Origin of the sequence: Stenotrophomonas sp. TD3 (assembly GCF_001939825.1) — a bacterium.
Classification (GTDB): Bacteria; Pseudomonadota; Gammaproteobacteria; order Xanthomonadales; family Xanthomonadaceae; genus Stenotrophomonas.
On the sequence record NZ_MOYM01000001.1, the window covers coordinates 412,981 to 426,065 of the forward strand.

13 protein-coding genes are annotated in these 13,085 nt (G+C 64.4%); all 13 read right to left on the bottom strand.

Annotation, left to right across the window (positions count from 1 at the left end):
• Positions 1-6: 6 nt before the first annotated feature.
• Complete coding sequence (gene trbL / locus BKE09_RS01790) at positions 7-1,377, bottom strand: P-type conjugative transfer protein TrbL (protein WP_033453491.1); 1,371 nt, start codon at positions 1,375-1,377, stop codon at positions 7-9.
• Entirely contained in the window at positions 1,374-1,697 is a 324-nt protein-coding gene (locus BKE09_RS01795) for a hypothetical protein (RefSeq protein WP_033453493.1), read from the bottom strand. Before BKE09_RS01795 ends, trbL begins: the two co-directional genes overlap by 4 nt.
• A gap of 11 nt (positions 1,698-1,708) precedes the next feature.
• Entirely contained in the window at positions 1,709-2,434 is a 726-nt protein-coding gene (gene trbJ / locus BKE09_RS01800; protein ID WP_033453495.1) for a P-type conjugative transfer protein TrbJ, read from the bottom strand.
• On the bottom strand, positions 2,431-4,890 hold the full coding sequence (gene trbE / locus BKE09_RS01805) for a conjugal transfer protein TrbE (protein ID WP_033453497.1): 2,460 nt from the start codon (positions 4,888-4,890) through the stop codon (positions 2,431-2,433). Before trbE ends, trbJ begins: the two co-directional genes overlap by 4 nt.
• A 12-nt stretch (positions 4,891-4,902) precedes the next feature.
• Positions 4,903-5,175 carry a VirB3 family type IV secretion system protein gene (locus BKE09_RS01810; RefSeq protein ID WP_033453500.1) on the bottom strand — a complete coding sequence of 91 codons (273 nt, stop codon included), beginning with the start codon at positions 5,173-5,175 and terminating at the stop codon, positions 4,903-4,905.
• Positions 5,172-5,555 (bottom strand): TrbC/VirB2 family protein, encoded by a 384-nt coding sequence (locus tag BKE09_RS01815; RefSeq protein WP_033453502.1) that lies wholly within the window; start codon positions 5,553-5,555, stop codon positions 5,172-5,174. The genes BKE09_RS01810 and BKE09_RS01815 overlap by 4 nt, the downstream gene beginning before the upstream one ends.
• A complete protein-coding gene (gene trbB / locus BKE09_RS01820; protein WP_033453504.1) occupies positions 5,552-6,622 on the bottom strand; it encodes a P-type conjugative transfer ATPase TrbB in 1,071 nt (356 codons plus the stop codon). The genes BKE09_RS01815 and trbB overlap by 4 nt, the downstream gene beginning before the upstream one ends.
• Positions 6,619-7,083, bottom strand: a complete 465-nt coding sequence (locus tag BKE09_RS01825; protein ID WP_016448820.1) for a ribbon-helix-helix protein, CopG family — start codon at positions 7,081-7,083, stop codon at positions 6,619-6,621. The genes trbB and BKE09_RS01825 overlap by 4 nt, the downstream gene beginning before the upstream one ends.
• Positions 7,080-9,080, bottom strand: coding sequence for a conjugal transfer protein TraG (locus BKE09_RS01830; RefSeq protein WP_033453506.1), 2,001 nt, complete (start codon positions 9,078-9,080; stop codon positions 7,080-7,082). The genes BKE09_RS01825 and BKE09_RS01830 overlap by 4 nt, the downstream gene beginning before the upstream one ends.
• A 233-nt stretch (positions 9,081-9,313) precedes the next feature.
• On the bottom strand, positions 9,314-9,565 hold the full coding sequence (locus tag BKE09_RS01835) for an EexN family lipoprotein (RefSeq protein ID WP_043550094.1): 252 nt from the start codon (positions 9,563-9,565) through the stop codon (positions 9,314-9,316).
• A gap of 48 nt (positions 9,566-9,613) precedes the next feature.
• Positions 9,614-10,507, bottom strand: coding sequence for a LysR substrate-binding domain-containing protein (locus BKE09_RS01840; protein WP_033453508.1), 894 nt, complete (start codon positions 10,505-10,507; stop codon positions 9,614-9,616).
• A 210-nt stretch (positions 10,508-10,717) separates the two neighbouring features.
• Positions 10,718-11,581, bottom strand: coding sequence for a universal stress protein (locus tag BKE09_RS01845; RefSeq protein ID WP_079390316.1), 864 nt, complete (start codon positions 11,579-11,581; stop codon positions 10,718-10,720).
• 14 nt (positions 11,582-11,595) lie between these two features.
• The gene (locus BKE09_RS01850) at positions 11,596-13,074 is read right to left on the bottom strand and encodes a SulP family inorganic anion transporter (protein WP_033453512.1); all 1,479 of its coding nucleotides are present in this window, start codon (positions 13,072-13,074) and stop codon (positions 11,596-11,598) included.
• Positions 13,075-13,085 lie beyond the last annotated feature (11 nt).

The following is a 13,085-nucleotide window of genomic DNA, read 5'->3' on the forward strand; positions in this document are numbered from 1 at the left end:
TTCTCCTTATGAATCGGAATCGCGCAGGCTCGGCCCCTGGCCGGAGCCGCCGCCATCGCCACCACGCAGCGTGTGGGCGGTGGTGGTCGCGGCATGGGTGAGCTGCTGGCGGCGTTGCAGCCGCTTGGCCCAAGCGGGCTGCTCGGGGGGCTGTGCAGCGGCAGCGCCTGCGGGGGCTTCGGTGGTGGCAGCCTGGCCGGCTGACGCGCCAGCGTCGCCGTTCCAGCCCGCGCGGAACGGCGCAGCCATGCGCTGCCCGGCAGCGGAAGCGCGGGACGCGGCAGCGCGTCCGGCGGACTGCGCGCCAGTCTTGGCGACGTTGCCCAAGCCGGCCATCGCACCCTTGGCACCGCCGCCTGCTGCGGCGGAACCCGCCTGGAACGCCGACTTCGCGCTGCCAGCCGCCGACGTGGCGGCACGCGCGCCGCTGCCGGCCAGCTTGGCGGCGGCCGGGGCCATGCGGGCACCAGCGGCCACCGCACCGCCCACGCCCGTCGCGGCGGCACCGACAGCCACCGCCGTTCCGGCTGCGCCGATGGCCGCGCCTGCCATCGCGCCCGCGCCGAGCTGCGGCGCACCGGACACAAGGCCCGTGGCGATACCAGGGCCGAAGATCCCCAGCGCCAGCAAGGTGAGCGAGGCCAGCATGATGACCAGTGCGTGGTCGATCGATGGCTCATCGGGATGGATTTGGAACTGAGTGAACAGGCCCGAGCCGATACCGACGATCACGGCCAGCACCAACACCTTGACGCCGGAGGCCACCACGTTGCCCAAGACCTTTTCGGCCAGAAACGAGGTCTTGTTCCAAAGCGCGAACGGCACCAGCACGAAGCCCGCGAGCGTAGTCAACTTGAACTCGATGAGCGTGATGAAAAGCTGGATCGCCAGCACGAAGAAGCACAGCACCACGACCAGCCAGGCGAGGAACAGCACCAAGATGGCATCGAGGTTCAAGAACACCTCGGGAAATCCCATCATGTCGTCGAGCTGAAGGAAGATTGGCCCGCCCGCGTCAAGGCCGGTTTTCGCCAACCGGCCCGGCTGCAAGAAGTTCTCCATCGTGATGGCCGAGCCGGTGGCGGTGATGCCCAATCCCGCGAACGAGCGGAAGACGATGCTCGCCAGCCAGTTGAAGTTGTTGATGATGTAGGCGAAGGCGCCGACGTACAGCACCTTGCGCAGCAGCTTGGCAATCACGTCCTCGCCCTGGCCGGAGGCGTGGCTCATGGCCCAATACAGTCCGGCGATCGTCATGTCGATGACGATCAGCGTGGCCGTGAGGAACGCCACTTCGCCGCGCAGCAGCCCGAAACCCGAGTCGATGTAGGCGGCGAAGATGTTGAGGAACTGGTCAATGATGGTCACGTCATTCATGGCATGTCCTCCTCCGGTTCGGGTGGCATTGCGGGCGCCACGCCATCGGCCGGCTCCTCGAAGCTCGGCGGGATCGGCGGAAGGTCGGCCAAGGTTTGGTATTCATCCGGCCCAGCCTGGCCGGAGAAGAAGCGCCGCTGGAAGGCTTCGGCGGCGGCGCGGCAAGCGTCCTCGCCCGTGGCCTGTCGGTCGGCCGCGCATTGCGCGCGCAATGCCTTGAGCCGCACGGGATCGGCGGCCAGGGCATCGGCGAGGTCGTCGGCTGGCTGCTGGCCGCAGGCGGCCAGCAGCACGGCACCAAGGACGAGGACGCATCGCATGTCGGCCCCCGTCAGTCGCGGTAGAAATTGACGGACTGCGGCGTGTACGGCGTGCCATCGCCCATGAAACGTCGCCGCACCTCGCGGGCGCGCTCGGCGGCCGCCGCCTGCCGCGCCAGTTCCAGCGAGGCCGCACGATCCTGCGTGACCTGGAGCCGTTGAGACTGGATCGACTGCTTGGCCTGCAAGGCCAGCAACTGGTTCATGGCCTGCATTGCCTGCAACGCACCTTCGGCCGACTGGCTCTTGCCCACGAGGTCGGCCAGCACGCTTTCGTCTTCGCCCAGGTTCTGCGACACCTGAGCTTGCATCTGCATCGTGGTCTGCAAGCCGTTGAGCGTGTTTCGCCAACGCTCCTGCGCGTCGCGGTACATCTGGTCGCCGCTCACGGTGGCGGCGTATTGCTCGGGATACAGGCGCGCGAACTCCCGATCCAGATTCGTCACGTCGTAGGCCAAGCCTCGGGCCTGGGCGATCAGCCGCTCGGTCGTCGCCAGGTTGGCGCGCAACTGGTTCACCACACTGGACGGCAGGTTGGCCAGGTTGCGCGCCTGGTTCATCAACATCTGCGCTTCGTTCTGGAGCTGCTGGATCTGGTTGTTGATCTGCTCCAGCGTGCGGATCGCGGTTAACGTGTTCTGCACGAGGTTCGTGGGGTCGATCACGACCCATTGCGCATGGGCAGTGGCGGTGCAAAGAACGGCCGCAATGGCGGCGGCGACAAGTCGCTTCTTCATGACAGGCTCTCCTGTGGGTGGTCGGTGGTACGGAGGGAACCCGGCGCGAGACCGGGGAACGAGGGCAGCAGGTCGGCCGCCCAATCGAGGCCGCGATGGCGCAGCCAGGCGCCCGCGAAGCCGGGTATGCCGACGTCCAGCAGCACGCGGTCTATGTCGCGCTGGTCTTGCGGCGTGGAAGCGCCGGCGAAGGCCAGCGCCGCCGCCCCCAGGTCGAGGTCGAACAGGCGGTTGCCGAGGCGGGATTGGTAGTAGTAGTCGCGCTTGGGTTGCGCGGTGGCGACGATTTCGATCTGCCGCCTGTTGAGGCCGAAGCCCTCGTAGATCGTGCGAATCTGCGGCTCGGTGGCCTGCGGGTTGGGCAAGAAAATCCGACTCGCGCAACTCTCGATGATCGCGGGCGCGATGCTCGAATCCTTGATGTCCGCGAGCGACTGCGTGGCGAATATGACGCTGACGTTCTTCTTGCGCAGCGTCTTGAGCCACTGGCGGATGCGCGCGGCAAACACCGGGTCATCGAGGAACAGCCACGCTTCATCGAGGATCAGCAGCGTGGGAGCGCCATCAAAGCGTTCGTCGAAGCGCGCAAAGAGGTAATGCAGCACGGCCATGACGGCGGCCTTGCTGTGCATCAGCTCCTCCATCTCGAAGCACTGCACGTCGGCCATGCCCAGTCGGTCATGGTCGGCGTCCAGCAGCTTGCCGTGCGCGCCGCCCAGCACATAAGGCGCGAGCGCTTGGCGCAGCGCATTCGATTGCAGCAGCACGGACAGGCCGGTCATCGTGCGCTGTTCTACGGGCGCACCGGCCAGACTTCCCAGCGCCGACCAAATAGCGGCCTTTTCGTCGGGGCCGACTGCGACGCCTTCGTGCAGCAAGCGGCCCTCGATCCATTCGGCCGCCCAGGTGCGGTAGCTCTCGCGGTCGATGCGGGCGAGTGGCTGGAAGGCGATTTCGCCATCCGTGCCCAGGTCGTAGTGTTCGCCGCCCAGCCCGAGGATCGTGGCGCGCATTGAACGCCCCATGTCGAAGGCAAAGATGCGCGAGCCGCGATAGCGGCGGAATTGCATCGCCAGCGTGGCGAGCAAGACCGACTTGCCCATGCCGGTCGGCCCCGCGACCAACGTGTGGCCCACGTCGCCGATGTGCGTCACTAGCCGGAACGGCGTCGCGCCATCCGTGCGCGTGACGATCAGCGGAGGGCCGTCGAGGTGGTCGTTCTTCTCCGGCCCGGCCCATACCGCCGACACCGGCATCATGTGCGCCAGGTTCAGCGTCGAGACGATGGGCTGGCGCACGTTGGCGTAAGCATTGCCGGGGAGCGAGGACAGCCAGGCATCCACGGCATTGAGCGTTTCGGGGATGGTGACGAAGCCCCGCCCCTGGATGACGCGCTCCACCATGCGCAGCTTCTCGTCCGCCACAGCGGCGTCCTCGTCCATGACGGTGACGGTCGCCGTCAGGTAGCCGAACGCGACTTGATCGCTGCCCAGTTCCTGCAAGGCCGCATCCGCGTCCGCCGCCTTGTTGTTCGCGTCGGTATCGACCAGTGGGCTTTCCTGCTGGAAGATCGTTTCGCGCAGCAGCGCGATGACGTTCTTGCGCTTGGCGAACCACTGGCGGCGCAGGCGGGCGAGTTCCTTTTCTGCCTCGGCTTTGTCCAGGCAGAGAAAGCGCGTGCTCCAGCGGTACGCAAAACCGAGGCGGTTGAGGTCGTCCAGAATCCCCGGCCAGGTCGAGGTCGGAAAGCCCCGCACCGACACCACCCGCAGGTGCTGATCGCCCAGCATGGGCGCCAGGCCGCCGACCAGCGCGGAATCGGTCAGCAGCGCGTCGATGTGGAACGGCACTTCGGGCACGCCCACGCGATAGCGCCGCGTCGAGATGGTCGCGTGCAGGTAGGTCAGCGTCTGCGCGTCATCGAGCCAGTCAATTTCCGGCATCACGCCGTCGAGCAGGTCAAAGACGCGATCCGTTTCCGCAACGAAGGCTTGCAGCCGTTCGCGCCAGTCCACGCCATTCGTCGGCGTGTTCTCGTAAAGCATCTTGGCGGCGCGGGCGCGCGATTCCTCGGGCGGCAGGTACACCAGCGTCAGGTGATAGCCGCTCTCGAAGTGGTTGCCCGATTCCTCGAAGGTGGCCCGGCGTTCTTCCTCCACCAGCCACGAAAGCGGCTCGGGAAACTCCGAGTGTGGGTAGTCGGCCGCAGGTCGGCGCTCGGCCTCCACGAACAGCGCCCAGCCCGAACCCAGCCGGCGCAGCGCGTTGTTCAAGCGCGCCGACGTGGCGATCAGTTCGCCTTGCGTCGCGCTGTCGAGGTCAGGCCCGCGAAACCGGGCCGTGCGCTGGAAACTGCCGTCCTTGTTCAAGACGACACCTGGCGCAACCAGTCCGGCCCAGGGCAGCCAGTCGGCAAGCAAGGCCGGGCGCTGGCGGTATTCGGCGAGGTTCAGCATGGCGGCGTTCCCTCACACGTCCAGCAGCGGGCGGTGCTTGATGTGCCGGGCAAACACGGCCATGAACTGCGGATCGACGCGCGCACCCCATACCGCCAGCGAATGGCCGACGATCCAGAGCACGACGCCGGGAATCCACAGTTGCAGGCCCAGCCCGACAGCGGCAGCCAGCGTGCCGTTGGCGATCGCCACAGTGCGCGGTGCGCCTCCCAGCAAGATCGGCTCGGTCAGCGAGCGGTGCAACGGCACCTCGAACCCGGCTGCGAAGGTATCCGGGGCGCTCATACGACAGCCCCGCCCGAGAAGCTGAAGAACGACAGGAAGAACGAGGACGCGGCGAACGCGATGGACAGGCCGAACACGATCTGGATCAGCTTGCGAAAGCCGCCCGACGTATCGCCGAAGGCGAGCGCGAGGCCCGTGGCGATGATGATGATCACGGCGACGATGCGCGCCACCGGCCCTTGAATCGACTCCAAGATCGACTGCAAGGGGCCTTCCCAGGGCATCGAGGAACCGGCCGCCTGCGCGGTTCCGGCCAGGAACAGCAGCAGCGCGGCCAGCAGCAGCCCTTGTCCCGCAGGGCGGGCCAGGCTGCGCAGCCGTGCAAGGCGCAAAGCCGGATTTGCAGAAAAGCGGAAAGCAGGAATGGTCATCTGCGTCATGGCAGTTCTCCAGGTTGGTCAGGGGACGGGAAAGTCGCCGCAGCAGGTGCGGCATCGGGGATCGGCGGCAGCGCGGGAAACGGTGTCTCCATCGCGTCCGCCAGTTGGTAGCCCACGCCGTCAAAGCCGACGACGCGAGCGATGCTCTCAATGCGGCGCTTGCGCCCGCGCCCGGCGATGTGGATGACGACGTTGACCGCCTCGGCGATCAGCGCACGCGGCGGGTTCACCGCCACTTCGAGAATCAGTTGCTCCAGGCGCAGCAGCGCGCCGAGCGCGGAGCCGGCATGGATCGTGGCGATGCCGCCGGGGTGGCCCGTGCCCCACACCTTGACGAGATCCAGCGCCTCGGCGCCGCGCACCTCGCCGACGACGACGCGATCAGGCCGCAGGCGCATGGACGAGCGCACCAGCTCGGTCATGGACACCACGCCGGCGCGCGTGCGCAGCGGAACGTGGTCGCGAGCCGCGCATTGCAGCTCCACCGTGTCTTCGAGCACCAGCACGCGGTCGCCGGTGGCGGCAATTTCAGCGAGCAAGGCATTGGCGAGCGTGGTCTTGCCGCTGCTGGTGGCGCCGGCGATCAGCACGTTCTGGCGCTCGCGCACGGCCTGCACCAGAAAGCCCGCCTGCTCGGCGGTCATCATTCCGTCTTCGATGTAGCGCGACAGCGGAATCACGCCCACGGCGCGCTTGCGCAACGCGAAGGCCGGCCCCGGAGCGGCGGGCGGCAAGATGCCCTCGAAGCGTTCGCCCGTCTCGGGTAGTTCCGCCGACAAAAGCGGCTGGCCGCGATGGACTTCCGCGCCGACGTGGGCCGCGACCAGGCGGATGATTCGCTCGCCATCGGCCTCGGGCATCTCAACGCCCATCGGCGCACGACCCGAGGACAGGCGATCCACCCAAAGGGTGCGATCGGGGTTGAGCATGATTTCCACCACGTCCGGGTCTTCGAGCGCGGCGGCGATCAGCGGCCCCATCGCCGTGCGCAGCATCTGGATGCGGCGGTCGAGCGAGGCCGCAGCGGAAGAACGCGGCGCGGGCGGAAATTGCGGAGCGGCGCTCATGACGCACGCTCCCGAGCCTGAGCGGCTGCCGCTGCATCCTCCATCCGCATCGGGTCGGGATGCAGTTCCTCTACCACGTCGCGCACCAGGCTGCGCCCGCGCAGCAGGTGGCGGCCCAACTGTTCAACGAACTGCTCGAAGCGCGCTTTGCCCTGAGCGCGGGCAGCCTCTTGGTGCGCCTCGGGGACTGGCGTGCTGACCGTGAGGTAGTAGCGAATGAACAGCGCCAACGTCTCGATCTGGATGTTCTGGTCGCGCTCCAGCCGTTCGGACTGGCGCGACAGCCGATCCAGGCGCTTGGCGATGGCCGCCTCGCGCTGGTCGGCGGCATCGGGCGACAGCCACGATGCGAGCGCCGCCGCGACGATGGACGACTTGGAAACGCCCTTCTTGGCGGCCAGCTCGTCCAGGCGCTTGGCGTGCTCGGGCTGGATAAAGAGATTCAGGCGGTAATGGCTCATAGCTCGATTCCGTCGTTGGGGTCGAGGGAAGCCAGCCGGGCCGTGCGCTGCATGGCCGGATCGAACTGGCGAGGGAGAGGAAGCGGCAGGTCGTCGTCATCGAGTAGCCCTAGGTCGGCCGCGGGCGCGGCCAGCTCGGGGTCATAGGCGACGGTTTCAGAAAGCTCGGGCTGACGGCGTGGGCCGCCGTCATCAGCAGAGGCAGCGAAGCCTTCGGCGGCATCGGCTGCACGCACGGCGGGCACGGCAGGAATCGCCAGATCGCTCCAGTCGTCGGGCCGCGAGGGCGGCACGTCAGCACAGCCGGTATCCGCCAGGGCGGGCGGCGGCAGTACGCGCCGCTTGAAATTGGCGTCCGCGTAGTAGCGCAGCTTCTTCGCCTTGATCGGCGCCACGCTGGACACCATCACCACCGCCTCGTCGGGAGGTAGCTGCATCACCTCGCCGGGCGTCAGCAGCGGGCGTGCGGTTTCCTGGCGCGACACCATCAGGTGGCCCAGCCACGGCGCAAGCCGATGGCCGGCATAGTTGCGCTGCGCGCGCAGCTCGGTGGCCGTGCCCAGCGTCTCGGAGATGCGCTTGGCGGTACGCTCGTCGTTCGTGGCGAACGTCACCCGGACATGGCAGTTATCGAGGATGGAGTGGTTCTGCCCATACGCTTTGTCGATCTGGTTGAGCGACTGCGCGATGAGGAAGCTGCGGATGCCATAGCCCGCCATGAAGGCCAAGGCCGTCTCGAAGAAATCGAGCCTGCCGAGCGCAGGGAACTCGTCGAGCATCAGCAGCAGCTTGTGGCGGCGCTCGATGCCATCGGAGCCATCGAGCGATTCCGTGAGGCGTCGTCCAATCTGGTTGAGGATCAGGCGAATGAGCGGCTTCGTCCGCGAAATGTCCGAAGGAGGAACCACCAGATACAGGGACACCGGATGCTCGGCGGCGATCAGGTCAGCGATGCGCCAGTCGCAGCGCGAAGTGACTTCGGCCACCGTGGGATCGCGGTACAGGCCGAGGAACGACATGGCGGTGCTCAACACGCCGGAACGCTCGTTGTCCGACTTGTTAAGCACTTCGCGCGCAGCGGAAGCCACCACCGGATGCGGGCCATCGCCCAGGTGCGGCGTGGTCATCATCCGGTGCAAGGTCAGCTCGAACGGGCTGGCCGGGTCGGAGAGGAAATTGGCAACGCCACGCAGTGTCTTATCCTCGCCCGCGTAGAGCACATGCAGGATGGCCCCGACCAGCAGTGCGTGCGAGGTCTTCTCCCAATGGTTGCGTTTCTCCAGCGCGCCTTCGGGATCGACCAGAATGTCCGCTATGTTCTGCACGTCGCGCACTTCGTGCGCGCCGCGCCGTACCTCCAACAGCGGGTTGTAGGCCGCCGACTTCGCATCCGTGGGGTTGAACAGCAGGCAGTGCGAGAAGCGCGAGCGCCAGCCTGCGGTGATCTGCCAGTTCTCGCCCTTGATGTCGTGGATGACGGCGGACGCGGGCCAGGAAAGCAGCGTCGGCACCACCAGGCCGACACCTTTACCGCTGCGCGTGGGCGCAAAGGTCAAGACGTGTTCCGGGCCTTCATGCCGCAGGTACTGGCGATCATGCTGGCCGAGGAATACGCCGGCCGGCTGCGTGAGGCCCGCCTTGCGAATGTCTTCAGCGTTCGCCCAGCGTGCAGAGCCGTAGGTCGTGACTAGGCGCGATTGCCGCGAGCGCCATATCGACATGCCGATGGCAACGAGCACGGCCACAAGGCCGCTGCCGCCCGCGATGGCGCCGCCGGTATCAAAGATGCGGGGCGCGTAGGCGTCGAAGAAGAACCACCACTCGAACAGCTTCCACGGGTGGTAGATCGGCGTGCCAAGAAAATCGAACCAGGGCGAGCCAAGGCGTACTTGATAGCCAAGGGCGGCTGCTGTCCATTGTGTGGCGCCCCACACGCCGGCGATCACGATGCCGAATACCACGGCGATCTGACCGAACAGCACGTTCGTCCCTTGCATCTCCTAGCCTCCGATTTCTCCTGTGCGCGCTACGCTCAAAGACGGCACAACAACGTGCCGCTGGCGTCAGGATCGGTGGCGGGTCAATGCCGGTCAAAGACCGTTATCGGAACGGACGTGATGCAAAAGGCAATGTTTCAGGAATGGAAGGACACAGTAAAAACGCCGCAAGCGAGGGCGCATTGCGGCGTATCGAACAGATAATCGGATGATTCGTGGCTGGCAACCGACGATCAGAACTTGGGTGGGTTCTCCGGCGGTGTGTATGGCACCTTGCCGTCGCCATAGAACCGCTTTCGCGTGGCTTCTGCGACTCGGTTGCACAGTTCATCGCCCAGCTTTTCGCGCTCCAGCTTGCACTGTTGGCGGAGTGCCTTCAGCCGTTCGGGATTGGCAGCCAATGATTCCACTGTTTCAGTAGGAGAGGAAGACTGACCGCAAGCGGTCAGCAGCAGCATCAATGACGACGAAATGATGATTTTGATCGGCCTCATGATTGATTCCTCCAATGCGTGACACTTGAGAGTGGATGGCTAGGCATCGTCTATCCCTAGGGATGCCAGCCGCTCGATGAAGCGAGCCAACGCCTGCGACGGTTCCGCATCCCGACGCAGCAAATAAGTGGTCAACATGGGTGGACGCCCCGCTAGTGAACGGCCTACGACGCCTGGTTCACGACTGGAGGCGATGTGTGCAGACCCGGCAAGTCCCAAGGCTAGGCCTGCCGACACCAACGTCATCATCACGTCGAACGTGGCTACACGCTGCACGATTAATGGCTCTCTGTCCTGCCTACGCAGTACGCGGTCCACTTGTCGCGCATGGCCTTCACAGATTGCCGGATCGCCCAGGACAAGGGGATAGCGCAGAACTTCTTCCAGTGGAATTCTCTTATGGGCCAGCGCGGGATGGCGAGCGGGCACCGCCACCATCAGCTCATCTTCCCAGGACGGTTCAACAATAATACCGTCGCCCACTTCGTCGGCCATTGAGAAGCCCGCGTCATACAGGTCATCGTGCAAGCCCTTGAGCTGCTGGGCCAGAGACACCTCAAACAGTCGGATTTCTATCTCTGGATCTTCTTCGCGACAGCGTGCCAATAGGGCCGGCAAGCGGGACGGTGTAATGCCGTCGGACAAAGCAATACGCAACTGCCCGTGAAACCCGTTGGCCGCCGATTTCATGCTTTCTCGGGCTTGCTCCAAAGCGGCGAAGATACGCAATACATGCTCTTGGAATAACTTTCCCGCGCGGGTCAGCCGCGTGCTGCGACTGGTGCGAACGAACAATTGCACACCAAGATCCTCTTCCAGTTCCTTGATGGCACGCGAAAGCGGCGACTGTTCGATGTGTAGTTTCTCGGCAGCACGGGCAAAGTGAAGCTCCTCAGAAACGGCTAGGAAGCAACGTAGGTGACGCAATTCCATGAGAAATTTCCCTATATAGACTTGGAGTTGCCTTCTTCATGCGCATGTGACTAAAACCCCGTTGCTCATGAACAGCCAATGGACCAGCAGAAGGTCAGGGTGGATCGAGCAACTGATTCTTTTGCGCCGTACGATGTAGATTGACGCCCCCACCTGGCGCCAATGGGAGCATCGATCCGAAGCAGGCGCCCGCCTTGCAACCGCCTCCGACTACCGCAATAAGAGCGTTGGAATACTCGACGATCGCAGCAAATCGGTCGTCTTACTTCCAAACAACAGGCTGCGCAGCGGAGAGTGGCCGAACGCGCCCATGATGAGCATGTCGATGGCCTGTTCCTTTACTTCCGTGGCAATCACTGTTTCCGCGTCACCAGGTGCCAGTAATGACGTGACTTCAAAGCCGGCGGCCTCCAAGGTGGTCTTTGCCCAATCAAGCTGCTTTGGTGCATCCTGGCTTTCCTTGCCTGCCATCAGGAGGGTGATTGGCAGGCCACGAAACAACGGACTGCCGGCGACCATCTCCACTCCGCGCCGGGTGACGGTTCCACCATCGAAGGCGATCATCACGCGCTGCGGTTCGTGAAAGTCTTCGGTGACGGTCAGAATCGGTCTGTTCAAGGCACGCACGACACGTTCCACCTTGCGCCCTAGATCCCGTTGGGTTGTGTCTGCGGACTCTCCACGGCGACCCAACACCAACAGACGCACGCCTTCGGCCTGCTCGACCAAGGTTTCTTCCAATTCGCCGTGACGCTGGCGAACATCGACCAATGCGGCACCGGCAGCGACAGCACGCTCGCGCAGCCGGTTCAAAAAGATGCGGCCGTGCTCGCGGGCATTCCTCGACCGAGCCTCGTCTTCTTCCGATAGCTTGGTCAGCAGGTTTTCTTGAGCGTCGATGCCGATGGCTCCACTGCGATCTTCGCCTGAACCCTGTTCGGGATGGCGGTCGATGACATGCAGGAATTCCAGCGGCGCGTCCATGCGCCGTGCCGCCCATGCAGCGTAGTCGGCCACGTAGTCGGCAAAACGAGATTGATCCACGCAGGCCAAGACTTTGTTTTCGTTCTTCATGATCGTGTCTCCTGTCAGTGGCCCATCAGCATGTCGTCGGCACCGTCTTTGTCATGCACGGCGAACTTGTCCACCATCGTGGTGCTGGCCTCGTTCAGACCGATGACTTCCACCTCGGTGGCTTCGCGCCGGAACTTGATGACCACTTTGTCCAAGGCGCTGACGGCGGTGATGTCCCAGAAGTGGGCGCGGCTCACATCAATGCGCACCTTCTCGATGACTTCCTTGTAATCGAAGGCATTGACGAAGCGTTCTGCCGAAGCAAAGAACACCTGTCCTGTAACGGTGTAAGTGCGGGTTCGCCCCTCGTCCTCGGTGCGCGAGGTCACGCGGAGAATCTGGCCGACCTTGTGGGCGAAGAAGAAGCCCGAGAGCAACACGCCGACCAGCACGCCTTGCGCCAGGTCATGTGTGCCGACCGTCACGGCGACCGTCGCCAGCATGACGACGCTGGAGCTTTTGGGGTTCTTCCGCAGGTCGCGGATCGAGGCCCAATTGAAGGTGCCGATGGATACCATGATCATCACGGCGACCAATGCAGCCATTGGGATGCGGGAAACCCAATCGCCGATGAACACGACCATCAACAAGAGGAATACGCCAGCGGCCAGCGTGGAGAGGCGGCCTCGGCCCCCGGACTTCACGTTGATGACCGACTGGCCGATCATGGCGCAACCCGCCATGCCGCCCAGGAAGCCCGAGGCGATGTTGGCCACACCTTGGCCCACGCACTCGCGGTTCTTGTTGCTGTTGGAGTCGGTCAGGTCATCGACGATGGAAGCCGTCATCATGGATTCGAGCAGGCCGACGACCGCAAGGGTCGCCGACACCGGGAAGATGATCCCGAGGGTTTCCAGGTTCAGCGGCACATCGGGCAGCAGGAAGATCGGTAGGCTATCGGGCAACTGGCCCATGTCACCGACAGTCCGAATGTCGATGCCCAGGACAATGGCAACAATCGTCAGCACTACGATGGCAACCAAAGGCGAAGGCACCGCTTTGGTAACGTAGGGGAAAAGGTAGATGATCCCAAGGCCAGCCGCCGTCATGGCATAGACGTGCCAAGTGACGTTGGTCAACTCGGGCAGTTGCGCCATGAAGATCAGGATCGCCAGCGCGTTGACGAAGCCGGTGATGACCGAGCGCGAGACAAAGCGCATCAACGCGCCGAGCTTGAGCCAGCCGGCAATGATCTGAAGCACGCCAGTCAGCACCGTGGCAGCCAGCAGGTATTGCAGGCCGTGTTCCTTGACCAGCACTACCATAAGCAGCGCCATCGCGCCGGTGGCGGCCGAGATCATGCCGGGCCGCCCGCCTGTGAAGGCGATCACGGTGGCGATACAGAAAGAGGCATACAGGCCGACCTTGGGGTCAACGCCTGCAATGATCGAGAAGGCAATCGCTTCGGGGATTAGGGCCAGCGCGACGACGATGCCCGCTAGTAAGTCGTGCCGGACATTGGATAGCCAGTCCTGGCGCAAGGATTTCATCATTAGTCTATTCC

Excerpts from the sequence above, each read along its gene's own strand:
- trbL (WP_033453491.1), bottom strand. The coding sequence starts at position 1,377 with ATGAATGACGTGACCATCATTGACCAGTTCCTCAACATCTTCGCCGCC.
- BKE09_RS01795 (WP_033453493.1), bottom strand. The coding sequence starts at position 1,697 with ATGCGATGCGTCCTCGTCCTTGGTGCCGTGCTGCTGGCCGCCTGCGGC.
- trbJ (WP_033453495.1), bottom strand. The coding sequence starts at position 2,434 with ATGAAGAAGCGACTTGTCGCCGCCGCCATTGCGGCCGTTCTTTGCACC.
- trbE (WP_033453497.1), bottom strand. The coding sequence starts at position 4,890 with ATGCTGAACCTCGCCGAATACCGCCAGCGCCCGGCCTTGCTTGCCGAC.
- BKE09_RS01810 (WP_033453500.1), bottom strand. The coding sequence starts at position 5,175 with ATGAGCGCCCCGGATACCTTCGCAGCCGGGTTCGAGGTGCCGTTGCAC.
- BKE09_RS01815 (WP_033453502.1), bottom strand. The coding sequence starts at position 5,555 with ATGACGCAGATGACCATTCCTGCTTTCCGCTTTTCTGCAAATCCGGCT.
- trbB (WP_033453504.1), bottom strand. The coding sequence starts at position 6,622 with ATGAGCGCCGCTCCGCAATTTCCGCCCGCGCCGCGTTCTTCCGCTGCG.
- BKE09_RS01825 (WP_016448820.1), bottom strand. The coding sequence starts at position 7,083 with ATGAGCCATTACCGCCTGAATCTCTTTATCCAGCCCGAGCACGCCAAG.
- BKE09_RS01830 (WP_033453506.1), bottom strand. The coding sequence starts at position 9,080 with ATGCAAGGGACGAACGTGCTGTTCGGTCAGATCGCCGTGGTATTCGGC.
- BKE09_RS01840 (WP_033453508.1), bottom strand. The coding sequence starts at position 10,507 with ATGGAATTGCGTCACCTACGTTGCTTCCTAGCCGTTTCTGAGGAGCTT.
- BKE09_RS01845 (WP_079390316.1), bottom strand. The coding sequence starts at position 11,581 with ATGAAGAACGAAAACAAAGTCTTGGCCTGCGTGGATCAATCTCGTTTT.
- BKE09_RS01850 (WP_033453512.1), bottom strand. The coding sequence starts at position 13,074 with ATGATGAAATCCTTGCGCCAGGACTGGCTATCCAATGTCCGGCACGAC.